The organism is Xenorhabdus lircayensis, from assembly GCF_016306625.1.
Taxonomy (GTDB): Bacteria; Pseudomonadota; Gammaproteobacteria; order Enterobacterales; family Enterobacteriaceae; genus Xenorhabdus; species Xenorhabdus lircayensis.
Genome location: NZ_JACOII010000061.1, coordinates 39,586 through 60,342, shown reverse-complemented (window position 1 = coordinate 60,342; position 20,757 = coordinate 39,586). Strand labels below are relative to the sequence as shown.

Annotated in this window: 16 protein-coding genes; 10 read left to right on the top strand and 6 right to left on the bottom strand. The window is 41.3% G+C overall.

From position 1 onward, the window contains the following. The 6 genes from H8A87_RS17220 to H8A87_RS17195 all read right to left on the bottom strand — a co-directional run. A partial coding sequence (locus H8A87_RS17220; RefSeq protein ID WP_198691150.1) for a tyrosine-type recombinase/integrase occupies nucleotides 1–385 on the bottom strand: 385 nt, incomplete at its 3' end. A gap of 332 nt (nucleotides 386–717) precedes the next feature. Next, a complete protein-coding gene (locus H8A87_RS17215) occupies nucleotides 718–1,008 on the bottom strand; it encodes a putative hemolysin (RefSeq protein WP_198691149.1) in 291 nt (96 codons plus the stop codon). A 54-nt stretch (nucleotides 1,009–1,062) separates the two neighbouring features. Further along, nucleotides 1,063–1,395, bottom strand: coding sequence for a DMT family transporter (locus tag H8A87_RS17210; protein WP_198691148.1), 333 nt, complete (start codon nucleotides 1,393–1,395; stop codon nucleotides 1,063–1,065). A 320-nt stretch (nucleotides 1,396–1,715) separates the two neighbouring features. Next, a complete protein-coding gene (gene ttcA, locus H8A87_RS17205; RefSeq protein ID WP_198691147.1) occupies nucleotides 1,716–2,609 on the bottom strand; it encodes a tRNA 2-thiocytidine(32) synthetase TtcA in 894 nt (297 codons plus the stop codon). Nucleotides 2,610–2,971: 362 nt separating this feature from the next. Beyond that, nucleotides 2,972–3,955, bottom strand: coding sequence for a zinc transporter ZntB (gene zntB, locus H8A87_RS17200; protein WP_198691146.1), 984 nt, complete (start codon nucleotides 3,953–3,955; stop codon nucleotides 2,972–2,974). Nucleotides 3,956–4,031: 76 nt separating this feature from the next. Further along, nucleotides 4,032–5,654, bottom strand: a complete 1,623-nt coding sequence (locus H8A87_RS17195) for a peptide ABC transporter substrate-binding protein (RefSeq protein ID WP_198691145.1) — start codon at nucleotides 5,652–5,654, stop codon at nucleotides 4,032–4,034. Nucleotides 5,655–5,821: 167 nt separating this feature from the next. Here H8A87_RS17195 and tpx point away from each other — a divergent pair, with 167 nt between their 5' ends. The 10 genes from tpx (at nucleotide 5,822) to tssM (ending at nucleotide 20,739) form a co-directional block, all read left to right on the top strand. Beyond that, on the top strand, nucleotides 5,822–6,325 hold the full coding sequence (gene tpx, locus H8A87_RS17190; RefSeq protein ID WP_198691144.1) for a thiol peroxidase: 504 nt from the start codon (nucleotides 5,822–5,824) through the stop codon (nucleotides 6,323–6,325). Nucleotides 6,326–6,842: 517 nt separating this feature from the next. Then, nucleotides 6,843–8,855, top strand: coding sequence for a type VI secretion system Vgr family protein (locus H8A87_RS17185; protein ID WP_198691143.1), 2,013 nt, complete (start codon nucleotides 6,843–6,845; stop codon nucleotides 8,853–8,855). Between the two features lie 332 nt (nucleotides 8,856–9,187). Then, nucleotides 9,188–11,758 carry a DUF2169 family type VI secretion system accessory protein gene (locus tag H8A87_RS17180; RefSeq protein WP_198691142.1) on the top strand — a complete coding sequence of 857 codons (2,571 nt, stop codon included), beginning with the start codon at nucleotides 9,188–9,190 and terminating at the stop codon, nucleotides 11,756–11,758. Beyond that, a complete protein-coding gene (locus H8A87_RS17175; protein WP_198691141.1) occupies nucleotides 11,755–12,828 on the top strand; it encodes a pentapeptide repeat-containing protein in 1,074 nt (357 codons plus the stop codon). The genes H8A87_RS17180 and H8A87_RS17175 overlap by 4 nt, the downstream gene beginning before the upstream one ends. Nucleotides 12,829–12,842: 14 nt before the next feature. Further along, nucleotides 12,843–13,460, top strand: coding sequence for a DUF3540 domain-containing protein (locus H8A87_RS17170; RefSeq protein ID WP_198691140.1), 618 nt, complete (start codon nucleotides 12,843–12,845; stop codon nucleotides 13,458–13,460). Between the two features lie 12 nt (nucleotides 13,461–13,472). Then, nucleotides 13,473–13,874, top strand: a complete 402-nt coding sequence (locus H8A87_RS17165) for a DUF4150 domain-containing protein (protein ID WP_198691139.1) — start codon at nucleotides 13,473–13,475, stop codon at nucleotides 13,872–13,874. Between the two features lie 72 nt (nucleotides 13,875–13,946). Further along, on the top strand, nucleotides 13,947–14,498 hold the full coding sequence (gene tssJ, locus H8A87_RS17160) for a type VI secretion system lipoprotein TssJ (RefSeq protein ID WP_198691138.1): 552 nt from the start codon (nucleotides 13,947–13,949) through the stop codon (nucleotides 14,496–14,498). A 26-nt stretch (nucleotides 14,499–14,524) separates the two neighbouring features. Then, on the top strand, nucleotides 14,525–15,865 hold the full coding sequence (tssK, locus tag H8A87_RS17155; RefSeq protein ID WP_198691137.1) for a type VI secretion system baseplate subunit TssK: 1,341 nt from the start codon (nucleotides 14,525–14,527) through the stop codon (nucleotides 15,863–15,865). Between the two features lie 14 nt (nucleotides 15,866–15,879). Further along, entirely contained in the window at nucleotides 15,880–17,094 is a 1,215-nt protein-coding gene (locus H8A87_RS17150) for a DotU family type VI secretion system protein (protein ID WP_198691136.1), read from the top strand. Between the two features lie 12 nt (nucleotides 17,095–17,106). Next, nucleotides 17,107–20,739, top strand: a complete 3,633-nt coding sequence (gene tssM / locus H8A87_RS17145; protein WP_198691135.1) for a type VI secretion system membrane subunit TssM — start codon at nucleotides 17,107–17,109, stop codon at nucleotides 20,737–20,739. Nucleotides 20,740–20,757: the final 18 nt, after the last annotated feature.

Genomic DNA, 20,757 nt, shown 5'->3' with positions numbered 1-20,757 from the left:
ACACCTGTTGACGCGACATACGTTGACCAGCACGGGAGAGAAATAACCAGTCAGATTCTTCGTTGCCCGCTTGTTGTCCATCCAATAACACTGATTTCTTCGGTAAATACTTCGAACGTTCAGCCAACCAGTGACGTATTAATTGAATTTCACGAGATACCATCGGGTGAATGGTAGAAAAACCATTTTTCAATCGCTGCACCCGCAAACTTTTTCCTTCCAGGTCAACATCAGAAATTCGCAGACTCAATAATTCAGATACTCGAAATCCATGAATAAATCCCATAAACATCATGCAGATATTACGATCGGCATGTGCATGTTTATCTAATTCAGTCAGTAATATTTCGATCTCAGTCTGAGTCAAATACTTGCGCTTTAACATGGTTTTTATCTCCAGATAATTAGTTGAAAAGAAGTCATTAAAGATACTTAAATTATTTTTGCTTATTATTTGCAGACTGCAATATCAACCATAGAATAATTCGGTAATTTTGCTAAAAAACGCTCTAGCGAGGACAAGCAATAATTGTTATATCGCCCAATAGTTGTCACAACTGTATCGTGTCAGCCAACAAAGAAAAAAATATTTTTTATCGATTAGATACTGCCTTTTCTATTTTGCTGAGAAAAGCATCAGAAATATGAGGAAAAATTTGGATTAGAAATTGACAGAAACATGTTTATGAACGAGGACATGCTTCTGTCATAGAAAAGTTAAATGGATGTACATCCACCGTCCAGCAAAGCCTGCTCATTACAGCGACGACCATTCGCCAGTTGGCAAACAGGAATTTGGCGACCATTCAATTGATTGGTTAATACCGAAATTCCCCCTGCATCGGAGCAACTTTCACGGGCATCTTTACTCAAATCAATTCCCAAATCAGAGTATTGATAATGTTTGTATCGACTTGGTGAAGCATCTGTTTGATGCCCACTGCAACCTACCAATAACCATCCCACCATCAATAGGTTGACCAAGAGAATTCCCCGCCTCAAAAACATGTTTTCTCCCGTTGAATCACCCATTCAATCTATTTGAAATCTATTGGGTATAAATCAGTGCACTGCGCTTTTGGAAAACAAATTTATCACCAGAACCCCTGCAACAATCAGAAGAATACCGATGATTGCGGGTAAATCCAGTTTTTGCTGATATAAAAATATGCCTGCTATAGAAACTAAAACAATGCCAAGACAAGACCAGACAGCATAAGCAATCCCCAATGGCATAACTTTAACCACCTGTGATAACGCCCAGAAAGATAAGCAATATCCCAGCACAACAACAATAGAAGGCACCAGGCGAGTGAAGCCATCAGCAGTTTTTAACATTGTTGTTGCTACCACTTCAGACAAAATCGCGATAAACAAATAACCCCATACATTCATATTGCTCACCAATCTAAAAATATAAGATAAACCACATTCCAAAAAAAGCTGGCTAATCTACCATAATTTGAAATGTAATACCTTAACAAAAAAGGGGTTTATCTATCATTATGAGCGTAAAATCATGCAGTTATAAAAAAAAGACTTCTATTGATTTTATTTAATAATATCAGGTGAGTTTTATGTCGTTGTAAAAATAGCGTTTCGATATAATCCAAATTATCTTGATGAGATAAAATAATACCCATATATATTGGCATTAAAATGTATATCCAATAAATTTTTAGAGGGGGCTGTAAGGCCCTCCTCTAAATATCTTTTTAGATATTAGTGACATCAATAAACATAGAATTATCTATGTTAGTTGATGATACAGTTGCTTCCATAAAAGCGTACTCTTCTCTTTTTCCTTCACGATCTAACGGCAAATTAACAAAATCAAAAAGATCTTTATCCGCTAGTTGGCTTGGGCTAACAGTTTGCATTGACTTAAATACACTCTCTACCCGCCCAGAATTTTTCTTATCCCACTCCAACAACATGGTTTTGATAGCCTGCCGTTGAAGATTCTCTTGAGAACCACATAAATTACAAGGAATTATTGGAAATTCTTTATGTTCTGCATAATTGATAAGGTCTTTCTCACGGCAGTAAGCCAGCGGCCTAATGACAACATTACGACCATCGTCAGAGCGTAACTTTGGCGGCATAGCTTTCATTCGTGCGCCATGGAACATATTCAGGAATAATGTCTCAACGATGTCATCAAGATGATGCCCAAGTGCAATTTTTGTCGCCCCAATTTTTTCTGCAAAGGAATAAAGTGTGCCGCGACGTAGTCTTGAACACAATCCACATGTGGTTTTACCCTCAGGGATTTTCTCTTTAACCACTGAATATGTATTTTTATCTACGATGTAATAAGGAATATCCAGACTTTCAAAATACTCAGGTAAAATATGTTCAGGGAAACCTGGTTGCTTCTGATCAAGGTTCACGGCAATCACATCGAACTTGATTGGAGCAACTTTTTGAAGACTCAATAGGATATCTAACATCGCAAATGAATCTTTACCGCCACTCATGCATGCCATCACAACATCATTATCTTCAATCATGTTGTAATCGATAATTGCATTGCCAACATTTCTCCTCAAACGCTTCTGGAGTTTGTTGAACTCAAGAGACTCTTTTCTTGTATCTTTTTGATTCATAGCCACTTCTCACATTGTCGATGGGTATCGACCATAGATTTCCTGAATTGATACTTTTAAGGTGTGGATTATACGGATTTTTCTTTATGGTTGAAATGAGATGGTTGAATTCCTGAACGACAATAGAAAAAATAGCCGATGTTAAAACTAACATCGGCATAATCATGGTCAATTATTCTGTATAAAGCTCGATATGAGAAAAACTACAATTATGGAGCACAACGCTCATCGCTCAACGTTGTATTCACCTGCGGAAGTGATAGTGCCTTAATTGTAGGATCTGATTATTGATATATCTCAAACCTGATAGCACTATTAGTGCGATTAGGTGATAGTTGATGATTATTTACCCAATTTTCCTGCTATAGCCATTTGCTTCGCCTTAGCCACCAAGCGAAAATCACTATCAATATAGATAACAAAAGGCTGAATAAGCCGAATCCAAATCGATACGCATGGCCGGGTATTCCACCCAAATTGACGCCAAATAATCCCGTCAAAAAGGTAGTCGGCAAGAATATCATTGCCAACAGAGACATCATGTAAGTACGACGGTTCATGGCATCTGCCATCATGGAAGTAATTTCATCCGCAAGGACTGCGGTTCGGGCAATACAACCATCAAGTTCGTCCAATCCCCGTCCCAAGCGATCGGCAATTTCCTGCATTAAACCGCGCTCCTCATCGCTCATCCAAGGCAATCGCTCACTGGCCAAACGGATAAAAACATCACGTTGTGGTGCCATATACCGACGCAGGACGATCAATTGTTTACGCAGCAATACCAATTCCCCGCGGCCGGGAACTTTCTGCTCCAGAATATCGTCCTCAAGCTCAATCAGGCTATCATGTAGCTCTTCAATAAAATCATTCGCCTCATCAGTAATGGCTCCTGCTATTTCAACCAGCCATTGCCCGGTACTTTTTGCACCAACACCGTTGTGTAAATCATCCAAAACTTGGTCGATTGAATGAATCTTCCGATGGCGACTGGAGATAATTATTCTGTCATTAATATAGATGCGGAACGAAACTAAGTGATCGGGGCGCGCATTATCATTGCGATTCACCGACCTCAAGGTAATCAAGGTGCCTTCCCCCATGCGCAAAACCTTCGGGCGAATGCTTTCACTCAGTAACCCGTCCTTGATAGGAGATGGCAGCAAAGTGGTATTCATGAGCCATTGATGGCTATCCTGATTTTTATAATCAAGATGTTGCCAAAATGGCTGTTCTGCTGTTGCAAGTGAATCTTCCCCAAATGCCGTAATTCCCCCTTGTCCATTCAACTGGCAGGCGTAAATTGCATCTGAACCTTTAAATACCGAGCCATAGATTGTTTCCACATCTGCTCCTTTTTCATACCGGTGTTGCGTACTTATGTTTCGTACTTATGTTTCGTACTTATGTTTCATAATTAGTTTAGTGCTTGATGATATACATGGTATGACTATAGGCGACATCTTCAGGATTGGTGATCGGGTATCCTTTTAGCCACGGTTTGATCAATCGACCATTGGTATATTGATAAATCGGGGCAATTGGTGCTTGTTCGGCAATCATTTTTTCGGCCTGATTGTAATCACGGTTTCTGGCTACATCGTCAGTTTCATGACTGGCGGCTTTAAGCAGCGCATCATAGTCAGCATTGTGGAATTTCGCGATATTGCCACTGTGAGTGGATGTCAAAAGAGATAAAAAACTTGATGGTTCGTTATAGTCTCCAGTCCAAGAGGCTCTGACCACATCGAAATTACCGGTGTTACGATTATCGACGTAAGTTTTCCATTCTTGATTGACTAGTTTGACTTCCACCCCCAACTTTTTCTTCCATTCTGAACTAATCGCAATGGCTATCCGCCGGTTATTTTCCAACTTGTTATAAAGCAATGATATTTTCAATGGATTTCCCGGACCATACCCAGCCGCTTTCAATAAAGCCTTAGCCTGATCATCTAGCTCCTGTTGAGTCAATGTTTCCTGCCGGCTTTTCTCTGGCTGGAATCCTGCCGTAACATCAGGAGTGAAATGCCATGCCGGTTTTTCTCCCGTTCCCACTATTTTTCTCGCAATCAACCTCTTATCTATTGTCATGGAAAGCGCTTGTCTGACCCGAATATCACTCGTTGGTGCTCGTTGTGTATTGAAAGCATAGTAGTATGTCCCTAACTGATCTGGTGTGAAGACTTGCCCCGGAAGATCCTGCAGCAATTTCTGGTACATGTTTTTAGGGAAAGATTCCGTAATATCCAGATCTCCTGCCAGATAACGTTTGGTTGCATGAGACTCCTGATTAACGGGCATAAAGGTGACTTTTTTCAGTACCGTATTTTTGTTATCCCAGTAATATTGATTTGGCGTCAGGACAATTTTTTCATTCACCACTCGCCCCGTTAACACAAATGCTCCGTTACCAATCAAATTCCCCACGCGAGTCCAATCGTTGCCATATTTTTCGACACCCTGCTGGTTAACCGGGTAAAGGCTAAAGTTGGTAGTCATACTGGGAAAATAAGGGACAGGCCGATTCAGGGTAACCTTTAATGTATAAGGATCGCTGGCTTCTACACCCAACTTCTCTGGCGGTAACTGTCCGTCAATGATTTCCTGTGCATTCTGAATGCCTGATAAGGCAGCAAACCAAGAGAAAGAGGAAGCATTTTCAGGGTTAACCAACCTCTGCCAGCTATAAACGAAATCAGATGCTGTGACACTGTCACCATTAGACCAACGAACATTCTGGCGCAGTGTAAATATCCATGTTTTGTTATCTGTCGTCTTCCAGTTAATAGCAACTCCTGGAATGGTTTGACCATGGGCATCTTGATTCACTAAGCCTTCAAACAGATCACGCAGTACTTGTGCCTCTGTTAAACCGAAAGATTTTATCGGGTCTAGCGATGCAGGTTCATCTTTCAACTGACGAACCAATTCCTGACGGGGATCAAGTTGTACGCCAGCAGGCACATAAGCAGCAGAAACAGAAAAAGAAAGGGAAAGCCCAGCCATCAGCAACACCGAGGGAAATAACGTAAAATTATGCATAATTTTTTTGCCTTGTGAATTTAATAATTATCCTAAAAATAAATTATAAGACATTGTTAACTAACGGGAGGCAGAGTATTTCATGAATATTACCTCTATTTTTGTGGGCAAGATCGCACTATTCCTTTACACTGACGGCGCAGTTTACTTTATAGAGGGATAAAACCATGACACAAACAGTTAAGTTTCAAGGTAGTGATATCACCGTTAACGGAGATTTTCCACACGCTGGCCAGACAGCGAAAGACTTCACACTCGTTGCCAAGGATCTTGCTGATGTAGCATTGAGCCAGTACGCAGGTAAACGTAAAGTACTTAACATCTTCCCAAGCATTGATACTGGTGTTTGTGCCACATCTGTCCGTAAATTCAATCAACTCGCCAGCGAATTGAACAATACTGTTGTATTGTGCATTTCAGCGGACTTGCCTTTTGCCCAGTCTCGTTTCTGTGGTTCTGAAGGTTTGTCTAATGTTGTTACCCTTTCTACACTTCGTGGTGGGAAATTTCAGGAAGATTACGGCGTTGCAATAAACGAAGGCCCATTAGGTGGGTTGGCTGCACGTGCTGTCGTTGTTCTGGATGAAAGTAACCAAGTCATTTATAGCCAGTTGGTCGATGAGATCACCAATGAACCTGACTATGACAGCGCATTATCAGCATTAAAATAATTGTTTTATTATTGATAATAATATTGCTTTCGTTTTACAGCGCAACAAACTAATTGTTTTATAATAAATTTTTATTTTCTGCCGGTGATGAGTTCACATCAATGAATTTTTCGCCGGCGATTTATTTTATATCTCTCTTTAAAAACCGTCTCCGCAATTAAGAATAATTATTCAAATCCGCGTCAGAATTTACCGTTCATTCAATATAAAAAATATTGTTAAATCAAAAGATTCCATTTGGAATGGTGTATTTCATAACTTGCATACGATGACCCCCATAAACATATCATATTTCCATAAATACACTATTCCTCACAAAAAAGAAATTGCAGTTATAATTTTGTTGCAATATAGTTTTCTATATGAAATATTGTATATTGATTAGTAACATTTGATTACTAATTAAGTTAATAGCAATACCGACAAGACAATTAGTAATTATAAGATATTTTTATTCATTCTCTGATCCTTCGTCCAAAGGCTCATGCGGTAGCTTTGATTTCAAAAGGAGCTTTTAATGGAAAGAACCATTATTGCTCACTCTTCACTGGGTGATAACACTTTACTTTTTAAATCATTAAAAGGAGAGGAAAAACTATCATCTATTTATAGTTTTGAAGTTGAACTTTTTAGTGATAAAAAAGACCTCGATATCAAAGGATTACGAAACAAGCCGATATCAATTGAGATTAAGAATCCAGCAAACACATCAGGAAAACCACGCTATCTAAGCGGGATAATTCGTGAAGCTATCATTTGTGATTATTATGATGAATATCTCTATTTGTATAAGGTCATCATTCAGCCAGCTTTGTTCACACTCACCCTAAACAAAGACTTTAAGATTTGGCAAACAAAAACGGCTCCTGAAATTATTAAAGATATTCTAGATGAACATAAAGTAAAATTTAAGAATGAACTCAATTCAAAATATCAACCATTAGAATATTGCACTCAATACAAAGAAACTGATTTTGACTTTCTGAGTCGGTTAATGGAACGTGAAGGGATTTATTACTATTTTCAGCATAGTAAGGATGATCATACTCTTATATTAGCTGATTCACCTCAGTCCCATTCTGCCCTGTCAGAATCTTCTTCCATTGAATATTATCCGAGCCATTATCCACCAAGGCACAAAGACAAACACTATCTATATGATTGGACAGTAAGTTATTCAATTACACCAAAGCTCTATACGATGAGTGACTATAATTTTCTCAAGCCAAATGCACAGCTAAAAGAAACGCAACAAAATCCAGACTCTACTGTACCAAAAACAGAACTATTTGAATGGCCTGGAAATTATACCGAAAATACACAAGGGCAGTTCTATGTCCAAGTATTACAACAATCCTGTACTGCACAAAGTCAGTATATAAAAGCAAAAAGTATAGAATCAGGTATTGCTCCAGGTTATACCTTTGCACTATCAAAGGCGTTACGGGATAAAGATAATGGTGAATATCTTATTGTCAGTGCGTGTTATGAATTCCACGAAAATACGTACATGATGGGGATAAATCCCCCTAACACTGACAAACTGGGAAAAATACTCACTGAATTTACAGCCATTCCATCTAACGTGAACTGGCGTGCTCCTCGCATCACATCGTGGCCAATAGCTGGCACTGAACGAGCTACCGTTGTAGGGGCAAGTGGTAAAACCATCTGGACAGATGAATATGGTCGAGTAAAACTCAAATTTCACTGGGATCGAAGCGATACAAAAGACGATAAAAGTTCCTGCTGGGTGCGAGTATCCAATAACTGGGCTGGTGCTAAGTTTGGTGCGATACAAATTCCCCGGGTTGGAGAAGAAGTCATTGTCAATTTTATCAATAACAACCCGGACGAACCCCTTATAGTGGGACGTAGTTTTAACAAAAATAATATGCCCCCTTGGGTATTACCGAAAGAGGCCACTAAAATGGGCATCATGTCACGTAGCCTAGAGGGAGGAAAGGATAATGCCAGCTACTTATTTATTGATGACGCCCAAGACAAAGAATCCTTTGAAATACACGCTGAGAAGGACATGAAAGTCTCGGTGGAAAATGATCAAACAGTCGCCATTGATGGTTCACGAACCACAGAGATCAAGAAAAAACAGCAAGATACGGTAGAACAAGACGCCACATTTCTCTACAAGGCGAAACGCGAAACAACGGTAGAAAAAGAAGAAACTGCCACCTTCAAGAATAAACAGAAAACCACTGTTACCAATGGCAAGGAAATTGAAGTCACTAGTGGTGGAATTAAATATACTATTTCTGACGGATATAAAGCAGATATAACCGGCGATAAAGCAGAAAAAATTAGCGGTTCCTATAAATTAGAGGTTGGGAGCGATTTCACTGAAAGCGCTAGTGGAAATTACAAACTGGATATCACAGGTAATAAAAATGAATCAGTCACAGGAAGTGTCGAAGTTAAAGCAAATACACTCACTTTAAAATCTAACTCTACATTAGAAATTAGCGGCGGAGTAAAGATTTCCATAAAAGCAGCGCTTATTGAGTTGGGCTAATCTTCCAGCAATTTTACCCGTATATTCTTCTTGGATAATATTTTAAGAAAAAATAAAACAATTAGATGTGCTATTGACATTATATCTATATATAGAGAGAAACTATATAGAGAACTGTCATACCAAGACCACATTAAAATTGGTATTTCTTAAAATAAGACATTGAGAAAAAAATTTATAAAGGGCTATCATATATATCCGTATGGGAGGGTGGAAACATCGTCATTCTCTGAAACCTCTTTTCCTCCATCTCTACGAAAATGAAATGTTCAATATAAAAATAAACAGGATCTTTCCCTTTTATCTTAAAAAGATTTATTCGGGGCTTTTCAATGAAAATCATTAAACCTCTGCGCTTAAGTATGCTTTATCGTCCTTATCGCTGCCTGCAAAAGAATTATCTTGGGGTATCCATTATGGTTCTGGCCGATATGAGCGCATCCCCTCGCCTGCGACCAGAGCCAGAACTTTGGCAACTTGCAGAGGCCGAATTGAAAACCTGTAATGGCATTATTGATCTCGCCATGCCCAAATCCTATGCTGAATTTCTCGCTACTGGTTATGCCTATACTCACCACCAGACAGATAAAACTACTTGTGCTGCACGTATTCAGGTAGAGCAATTAGATAAGACATTGCTTGCTTTCGGTGATCGACATTGGATGAATGAAGCCCCATCAAAACCTCAGGAATTTGAACAGATGCGGCTGGATTGGAGTCGTGCTTTCGGGGGGGAAAGTTATGATGAGAATCCACACGGTATCGGCTTCACTCCCGAAACACAGGAAAATGGTATAGAGGTTCACCAATTACCCAATATTGAAACCCTGCACAGGCAGTTATTATCGCCACGGGATACACCCAATCCCGCCAGTTTTTGTCCATTAAATTTCATGTGGCCACGTCGTTTTACCCGCATAGGTAAAAAATACGACAAAGAGTGGCTAGAAAATGAATTTCCCGGTTTTGCCCACGATATTGACTGGCGATTGTTTAATGCAGCACCTCGCGACCAGTGGTGGGAACAATATGAAGCACTGCCAGAAAAAGCAACATGGCGCATCTGGAATATGCATCCTAAGAAACCCGTGCAAACAGGAATACTTCCATCATGGCAAGCACGTTGCTTTATCAAACGACTACGTGCTGATGAAGAAGTTTTTGAAGAGATCGTGATGCGTAATACAACAGTATGGTTCTTTCCTCATTTGGAACAAATGATCCTAATATGGCACGGTTGTGCGCGCATTAATGAAGACGATGCCACCGATGTCTTGCAAATGCTCTCCGCAATGGAGCTGAGTGACGAACCTCGTACTGAAAATTACTATCTTCAAATACTCAATCAGCGCACAGATAAGGAAAAAGGCGCATTGTACGCCTTTCGAGAAAAGGATCTGGTTCCAGAAGAGATTATTGGCCCGTGGGTGGATACAGATCAACCAGAAAATGGCAGCTCCTTGAGGGAGACTCTGCAAAATCGTGAAAAACGCCTGCGTGAGCAACAACGGGAACGTATGGCGAAATATGGAAGGGATATCAATACGCTAATTCCGCCCGCTACTGAGCCGCTTTCTCCTCCAAAACAGGATGAATTGCCTGAGTTTACGAACAAAATAGAACAAGATGCCGTTCAAAAATACGCTGAAGCTGAACGGCAACGAGTAGAGATCCGGGCGAGAGCTAAAAAACAAGGCATTAATGTCGAACAAATCGCTGTGGAAAATCAACTCAGGGGGCCACAGAACTTCCATCAGATGCGGGATATACTGCACCAGCAACAACAACAAATGGGACTTAGCGATAAAAATCTGGCACAGGCTGAACAATCACTGCATAAAATGTATCTGGCTTCTGCACTGTCACAAGGCCCTGCCCTGCGTTTAACGGGTGATCTATCACAGATCATTCGCAAACGGGCCCAACGAATCATGCAGAAAGGAGGCGATTTCAGTGGCATGGATTTTACAGGAGCCGATTTGTCCGGCATGGATCTGCGGGGTGCCGACTTTTCCCGTACCTTGCTGGAAAGTGCCTGCTTCAATGACAGCCAACTGGATGGTGCGGATTTCAGTGAAGCAATGCTAGCCAGAACAGAAATATGCCATGCCTCTCTGCATGGTGTGACACTGGATAATGCCAGTCTGACACAGGCAAAGTGTGAACAGAGCAATTTTTCCGCCGCAAGTTTTAAGGAAACTCAATTGCAGGAAACATTGTTTGATCACTGCCGATTTAACAATGCAGTCTTCACAGATTTATTCCTACAAGAAACCTTTATCACACACTGTCGCTTTCAGCATTCACAATGGCAAAGCTGTATTTTTCTCGAAATGACACTGCCTTCACTTAAATTCAACTACGCAAACTTAAATAAAGTTTCTTTTATCAAGTGTCAGCTGGAGAAAGCCATATTTGATCATGCCACGCTTGATGGTTGTTCATGGGTGGAAACAAAAGCAGAAGCAATCCGCTTTCGTTCTGCCAATCTACTAACCTGTGCATTTACCATGGAAAGTGAGCTTAATCAGGCAGATTTCAGCCACGCCACATTGACGGAATGTAATTTGCGCCAGATGCCTCTGGTTCAGTCTACGTTCCATGCTGCAACATTGAATAATAGCGATTTAAGCGAAGCAAATTGCCAATTAGCCAATATGCAGTATTTGAATACTGTCAAAAGTATATTCACCAGAACGGATTTTCGGGAAGCCCTGTTGAATAATGCCAACCTGATAGGTGCCCTTATGCAGAAATGCAGCTTTAATGGTACTGATTTACGAGAAGCCAATCTGTTTCGCACTGATATGTCCCAGTCAATCATTGATGACTCAACTCTGATTGATCATGCCTATACACAGCGTACTAAAACCTTACCCAAACGCGATCAGGAAGTAATATGAGTATGCTGACGGCTGATGAACTCATGATTAAAATCAAACAGGGTGACGTCATTGAACAAGTCAATTTGCAGGGAATATCACTGATTGGACAAAATTTATCAGGCGGGAGATTCAAGGCCGTGGATTTTTCAGAAGCCGACTTTTCCCATTCCATTCTTAGTGAATCAGTTTTTACTGAGTGCCTGCTCGAAGAAACTATTTTTAATTCCGTTAGATGCGATCAAACCCTATTTGAGCGGTGCAATATGGTACGCGCCATGTTCAATAAGGGCACACTGAATGATAGCCTGTTCACTCAATGTGTCTTGAAAAAAACACTGTTTAAAATAACAAAACAAAATAGTATCCAGTTTTCATCCTGTGATCTGCAATATGCTGATTTTAGTGACAGTGATCTTGATCGAGTAACATTTATCGGTTCTTCACTGGATTACGTAAAAATGCGCAATTGTCATTCTTTTCTGGTTACTTTTTTTCGTCAAGACCTACAAAGAATCGATTTTTATGCCAGTGAATTCATTAAGACAGTGTTTTTTGAATGCGATCAACGCGGTCAAAATTATCAAAAACAGCAATTTCAGGAATGCCTGTTTACAGATAATCAACTTGAAGCAGTCAATTTCAATCACACCAAGTTGACCAATTGCAATTTCAAGGGAGCCGGGCTGCAAAACGCTCAGTTATCAAATGTTAATGCTACTCAGGCATTATTCATCGATGCTGATTTAACGCGCGCGTGTTGTCGTAACAGTCTATTTAATGAAGCTATTTTTATCGGTGCTTGTCTTGAATTGGCTGACTTTCGGCAAAGCCAATTGCAACGGGCCATCATGCATAAAGTTCGCGCGGTCAACGCACAATTTTCTGACTGCGACATGGCCTATGCTGATCTTTCCTATGCCAATGTCAACCAAGGTGATTTTCGCGCAGCACAGTTCATGAGAACCCTTTTTCATCGTACTCAACAGGTTGGAGCACTATTCTCTGATCGTCAGGGCATATTGGAAAATGATCCTGAGCTATTTGCTGCTGAAGAGTGGAATACACAACAACGACAACGTAAGTTTTAATTTGGAGAATCGATATGACGGAATCTTCTTATGCTCTTTCTTCATATACTCTTGCCACGGAACCTTCACAGCAGATTGCAGGCCAAATCGTTAATATTCACCAGGACGGCAGTTTAATGGTCGAAAGTAAAAACCGGGGTTGGCATTGCCGACGGGCTGCTAGCTGTCTGTTAACACCGGAAATGGGAGACACCGTATTGATCACAAAGGCTGATGAACAACTCTGGATATTGGCTATATTAGAACGGACGGAACAACAAAACCCGGCCGAAATCAACATACCCGGCGACTTATCCATTACTTCACAGGGAAATTTGAATCTGCACAGTAACGGGCTGAATATCACGGCCGACAATGGAAGCTGCCATATCAATGAAATGCAATACAGCGGTGAGTCCTTATCCGCCTGGGTTTCCATCGCTAGGATAGTCGGTAATCAATTTGAATCTGTCTGGCAAACCGTAACCCAATTAAGCAACCGCCTGTTCCGCCACACAACCCAAACAGAGCAAGTTAACGCAGGGCAATTAGATATGCAGGCTGAAAGCTATGTACGCCTACATGCGCAAAATACTGTGGTTTCCGCCAAAGCAATTACCAAAATAGATGCCGAACAGATTCACATTGGCTAGAGAGGAAAAGTTATGTTTGCTAACACCCAAGGAGGTGGCTCGGATATGGCTACGCCAGATACCTGCCTGACTCCGGCACCCCCAGGCGCACCAGTATCTATGGTTTATGTCAATACGACGCAAGGTACTAATGGTATCAGTGCCAGTACTAGCAATATCCTTTTTATGGGCAGTCCAGCCCATAACACTGCAACAACCATTGCTATGACGAACGGAGATAACGCAGGTATCAATCTTGGTGTCGCTTCAGGTACGGTGATGGGAACATCCCGTCATACGGTTGGAGCCAATAGCGTCCTGATTAAAGGTTTACCCGCAACCCGAATGTCAAGTCCTACCATGCAGAATTCAACCAATGCCATAGGAGCACGCACCAGCCCCAGTCAGACAAAGGTCGATATTTCAGGAGCCTGATATCAACTTGTCAGGTTCTTCAATGGATACAAATCATCACTCATTACAACGCATATGAAGATGAGGGAAATCATGGTTAATACAGGAAGCGCTGCCCATGAAAACCCGCCTTTCAGCAACAAGATATTCGGTACCAAGACGATAATATTACTGTTTCTCACCTTGATAACACTGACAGGATGTGCATCCTCGCCGGAACAGAAAAAATTGCCACCCTATAAATTGATTTTCGATACCACAAATAGCGTAAATGATTCAGCCCCACTGAAAATACGCGTTATTTTATTGAAATCTAATGTGGAATTTATGTCTGCTGATTTTTTTTCATTACAAGGCAATGCGCAGGCTGTACTGGGCGATAAGCTGGTAAATACCGAACAGTTTTTTTTACTTCCTTTCCAACATAAATATTTTTTGTTGGAAAAAAACACGCCAGAAACCAGCTATATCGGCATTTTTGCTGAGTATAAACAATTGGATGGGAAGAAATGGCGAATCTCGGTGCCCGTTCCCATACCTGAACAACCTGCTTTTTACGAGTTTTGGGTTTCATCACCAGACGAATTAAGCATATACATTCAAGTCACAGCCAATGGTTTAAGTTTCATCAATAAATGCAACTAGCGTTATGCCTCTAGAGAAGGAACGGCATGAATAGATCAGAAAAAGTTATCTGGACAGAAGGCATGTTTTTACGCCCCCATCATTTTCAACAGTCTGAAAACTATCTGGAAGCCTATGTTCGTGACTGGGGAATGGCTCGGATTCCATATTATTGGGGTTTTTTGACTCTGGAGTTAAATCAGTCACTCCTTGAGCAAGGTAAGGTGATGATTTCATCAGCCAGCGGAATTTTTCCTGATGGAACGCCATTTAGTTTCACTGAAGCATATGCCCCAGCACCATTACAAATGGTAGAAAATCAAACAGGAGGAAACGTCATATTGGCGCTGCCAATCTTCCGAGGAGGAAGAGAAGAAATCATTTTCAGTGAGAGAAAAGATTCTATGGCGCGTTTTGTCAGCGTTGAATCTGAAGTCAATGATTTTAATGCCATGTCAGTCGGCAGTGCCACAGTACAATTTGGCCAAATGCGTCTGCGGTTGATGTTGGAATCAGATCTGACACCAGAGTGGACTTCACTGAGCATTGTGCATGTCGTGAACAGAACTCGTGATAATAAGTTGCAACTCAATTCACAATTTATTCCTCCTCTACTCAATTGTCATGCACATCCTCAAGTTGTAGGTTTCATTACTGATTTGCAGGGCTTGCTGGAACAACGCCGCCAGCAGATAAGCCAACGTCTGTTACAGTTGGGACGGCGCAACGATTCAGAAGTCATGGACTTTCTTCTATTGTCACTGGTAAATCGTTATAGCGGTCAAGTGAGCCATATACGGAACGTGCCATTACTTCATCCAGAACGGTTGTTCAGTGAATGGCTGCAATTTGCTACCGAATTGGCAAGTTTCTCCCAAACGCGAGTACCAGACGAACATCTCCCTATTTATGATCATGACAATTTGACGATGTGTTTCAATCACCTCATGCTCCAATTGCGTCAGGGATTGTCAATCATTTTGGAAGAACATGCGATTTTGTTGCCTCTGACCGAATATTCTCATGGACTGAATATTGCCACTTTACCAGACGCGAATATGCTAAATACATTCAGCTTTGTGTTGGCTGTCTATGCGGATGTTTCCAAAGAAACGTTGATGAGCCGTTTTCCAGCGCAGATGAAAATTGCACCTGTTGGCCGTATACGTGAGCTGGTTCAGTTACAGTTACCCGGTATTTCAATATGTGCAATGCCATCAGTTCCCAGGCAAATCCCTTGGCATTCAGGTTATTTATATTTCGAATTAGAAAAAGACGGTGACATATGGAACCAAATGGAAAAATCCGGTGGCTTTGCGTTACATCTGGCCGGTGAGTTTCCTGGTCTGAACATAGAGTTTTGGGCTATTCGCAATCAGTCCAAATAGAGGTAGCGGTTCATATGACACAGAAAAAAAACACAAACACGTACAAAGTGCTTTCTGGTAACACTCCAGATAACCCATTAGTGACTGCCGCAAATCCTCTGTTAAATAGTATCCCACAGATCCGACATTCCACAATGCATCGAGATCCCACAGATTTACGGCAAAAACTGATCGATGAAATTCGGGGCTTTGAAGTGAAATGCCAACATGCAAAACTGTCTTATGAAGTGATCATTGGTGCGCGCTACTGCTTATGTACTGCATTGGATGAAGCGGCAGCATTAACCCCTTGGGGGATTCGCAGTGTCTGGTCTGGCAGTGGATTACTGGTCACGTTCCACAATGAAACGTGGGGAGGTGAAAAATTTTTCCAGCTGTTGGTCACGCTATCACAACAACCCAAAGAAAATTTGTTTTTGCTGGAACTGATTAATTTTTGTCTGCAACTTGGATTTGAAGGACGTTATCGTATCATGGATAACGGGCGCTCCCAGTTGGAAACAGTGAAACAACGCCTGTTCCAATTGATTCATTCCGTCCGTGGCAACTATTCCCCAGAACTATCACCAACATTACAGCACATCACAGCACCGAACAAATCCTGGCAATCCCCTTTTCCTATATGGATCTGTACGGCAGTGGTCAGTTTTCTTATGTGTATTCTGTACATCGGACTGAATTGGCAATTGGGTGATATAACCAGCCCCGTATTGGCGACAATCTATCAAACCAATTTGCCTAATGTATCGGTCGATGATCGGGTATCTCCCTCCGTACCACCGACCTTGAATTTGCAAGATATGCTGAGGAATGAAAGTACCGCCGGATTGCTAAATGTGACGGATTTGGCTGATAGAAGTATCGTCACTTTGAAAGGTGATGGATTGTTCAAGACCGGATCCACCCAAATTAAAAGCCATTATCTGAGTGTTATCAGACGGGTTGCTGGGGCAATGAACAATATTCAGGGCAAGATTTTAGTTATTGGCTATACCGATGACATTCCCATCAACAGCTCTAGTTTCTCATCCAACTATGCTTTATCACTGGCCAGAGCCAAATCAGTAAAAAGAGAGCTCCAAAGATATCTGGATCAATCAGAACGGATCAGAACAGAAGGAAGAGGAGCCAGTGACCCTTTGGTACCAAACGATACCCCCAGTAATCGAGCTAAAAACAGACGAGTGGAAATCACACTGTTAGTTTCTCCTGTAAATCAGATGGAGTGAGAAAACTGTCATATGCTAAATGCCATTATTTCTATTATTACTAGCCGGTTAATGTGGAGTTTCCTCGGAATAACAGCCATTTCTTCCATTATCTGGTTTATTGGCCCCATTATCTCCATTGGCAGCGTAGTCCCTTTTGAGTCAAATACAGTACGAATAGTCGTCATTGTCTCATTATTCCTTATCTGGATCTTAATCCAGTTAGTACCTCGCTTATATCGGGCATGGTTAAATAAAAAACTATCCAGCCAGTCGAATAAAGACAGTGATGAGAACAAACAATTCCAGTCTGCACAATATGCAACACTGTCAGAACGCTTTTCTGATGCTTCACGATTGCTGAAAAACGCCTATTTTTATGGCCTGAATACCAAATACAAACCGAATTGGAAGCACTTTTTCAACCGTCAATACTTATATCAGTTACCGTGGTATGTCGTCATCGGTGCTCCCCACTCAGGGAAAACGACCACATTGGCAAATTCCGGCTTGCATTTTCCATTGGCAGACCATTTTGAAAAATCGACCCTGTGCAACATGAAGGGGATGGATAACTGTAACTGGTGGTTTACCAATGACGCTGTTCTGCTGGATACCGCTGGACGATATACCACACAGGACACACAGCACGAACAAGATGCCAGTGAATGGAAATGTTTTATTAAGCTATTGAAAAAGTATCGTACACGCCAACCACTCAATGGAATCATCATTACCCTCAGCGTAGAAGATTTACTGAATCCATCAAAGGACGTGCGTGACCGACAAGCTTATATGTTACGCAGACGTCTATCAGAGTTGCACGAGCAACTCAAGATTCGGTTTCCAATTTACGTCATCATTACCAAAACTGATTTATTGAAAGGATTTAGTGCTTACTTTTCCCATCTTGACAAGGCACAACGCGACCAAATCTGGGGGTTTAACTTCCCATGGAGCAAAACTGGCTGGAGTATGAACGAAGTTTTTGAGCAACAATATAGTCTGTTACAAAAACGATTGGATGCGGAATTACCCAATATCTTACTGCATCAGAATGCTCCTCGACACTGCGCTGAAAGTTATCTATTTCCACAAGAGTTCGCCACACTGCGCCCATGGATTGCTCAGTATCTTGAAATCGCATTCGCTAAATCAGGGTTTGAAATTCCTTATTCACCACGTGGAATTTATTTCACCAGTGGAACCCAGAAAGGCGTACCGTTTGATAGCGTGATGGAGAAACTCAACCACAATCTCCAATTACCGACAGACAATGACAGTAGTTCAATCTCATGGGGCAATAATAAAGCATGGGAAGGTAATAAAGACTTTTTGCATCAGCCCCCCGTTCATCAGGTTTATTTTCTGAAAAATTTACTGGGAAGTATCTTTCAGGAGGCAGGACTCGCCAGTTACAACCGTTGGTGGATATACCGCAACCGATTACTGAATGGGCTGGGTTATGCTATTCTGGCGGCGATTCTAGGGCTTATTATCACCTTGTTTTTTACCAGTTATAGCAACAATAAAAATTACCTGATGGAAGTGCAGGCTAAAATCCCCCCTATCCTGCACCAAGGGGCTGAGTTAAAAAAAAGCACCAATGACATCGATATTTATGCCCTGTTACCTATTTTGAACAATCTGGCTAATCTGGGAAAAAGTAACAACTTTTCGGTTGATGCTCCCCCTCTATCCTATCGTATGGGTTTGTATTGTGGTGAGCAGATCAGTAATGCAAGTTGGTCACTGTACACAAAAACACTACAAACATTGCTGTTACCACAGATAGTACAGTTAATAACCTTTCAGATGCGCCAAAGCGGAAACAATAATACGGATAACACTTACCGCACGTTAAAAGCTTATCAAATGTTATATCTGCCTAAGCATTATGACGGTAAATTTTTGCGTAATTGGGTGATGCAATATTTGCAAACACACTTACCATCAAACATTTCTCAAGAACAGTTGAACCAAATCAACGGGCATCTGCACCAATTACTGGATAATCAAATTGTTACTTCGCCCTATGTTCGTGATAACCAATTGGTGGAACAAAAACAGGTAGTACTCAGTAGCATTCCACCAGCACAACGCATCTATACCCATTTGAAGCATAACTTGTTGAACAATATAAAGTTATCTCCAGTGAATCTGGGAATCCTTGCTGGTCCCCAAGCTGAACTGACTTTTTCACGCATCAGTGGTGCATCAATAACCCTCGGTGTACCCGGAATGTTTACTCCTGTAGGTTATCAAACAGGTATTGGCAAAAATCTCAACTCTCTCATTGACTCCCTGTACAGTCAGGATAGCTGGATACTTGGTTCCTATGAGAGAAAACAGCCCCCTAAAGAGATCGCATTTTTCGTGCGGCAATTTTATATCGATGACTATATTGATCAGTGGGATAAATTTCTGTCTGACATTCACCTGAACAATATTGACAATCTGGAACAACGCGCCAATATGGCACGTTTACTGTCTTCAAATCTTTCACCCATGCGCAACCTACTGATCAATATCAGCAAGAATGTCACTCTGGATGAAGAGCCAAACGATAGCAAAGTAGGTAAAATCGGCAGTACCCTAAGCAATAACTCCAGTTCATTAACAGATTTAGTCTCCAAACAATTACTGCCAGACAACGGTCAACTCACGCCAGAACAAATACTGAAAGAACACTTCGCCCAAATCATTACACTGGCAAAAAGCCCTGATGGGAAAAATAAAAAAATTCCTTTTGATAGCATACTTAGCCAAATCAGTGAATTATATGAATACCTGAATTCAGTACAAAGTGCTGTCAGTATGGGGATACCGGTTCCATCAAATAAAATTATCACGCAGCTACAGACCACGGCGGAACATCTGCCCATTCCCTTCAAAGGCATGATTTCCTCACTGGCGATTGGTGCCAGCAGTGATACGCAGCTTAGTGATATAAAAAATGTCAGTGAGCACCTCAGTGCAGAAGTCAGTAGTTTTTGCAATCAAGCAATTGCCAACCGCTACCCGCTGACACATGGCACACGTAACGATATAAAGCCCGATGATATGGCTCGGATGTTTGCTCCCAAAACAGGCATCATGGACAGTTTTTTCCAAAATAATCTTATAGGGAAAGTCGATACTACCCAATCCGACTGGCGCTTTAGACCGGGAGTGGATGGAAAAACATTGCCGGGAAGTAACAATCTGCTCAAACCGTTCAAACAGGCCCAGATCATTCGCGATACCTTTTTTAACACTGGAGCCACGCCTTCATTTCGTGTCATCGTTCGCACGGTCGATATGGATAACGACATATTGAGCATGATACTGGATGTAGACGGCCAACGATTGCAATATAGCCACGGCCCACCGGTTTCACAATTACTCAACTGGCCCGGTCCCAACGGAACCAACCAGGTTCGCATCCAATTGAATTTAGCAGATGGCACAACTGCAAGTTTAATCACTTCTGGCCCGTGGGCGCTGAACCGCCTGATAGATCTTAAGAAATATTCTACGATGAGCCAAAACACGGGCAATAGCATGGGCCTTTTCGCGACATTCAACATCAGTGGTCATGATATTTCATTAGAATTCACCCCAAACAGTATCTTTAGCCCGTTTCAATTACCCGATTTCACCTGCCCCAGTCTGATAAATTTATAAGAATCGGTAACCTCTATT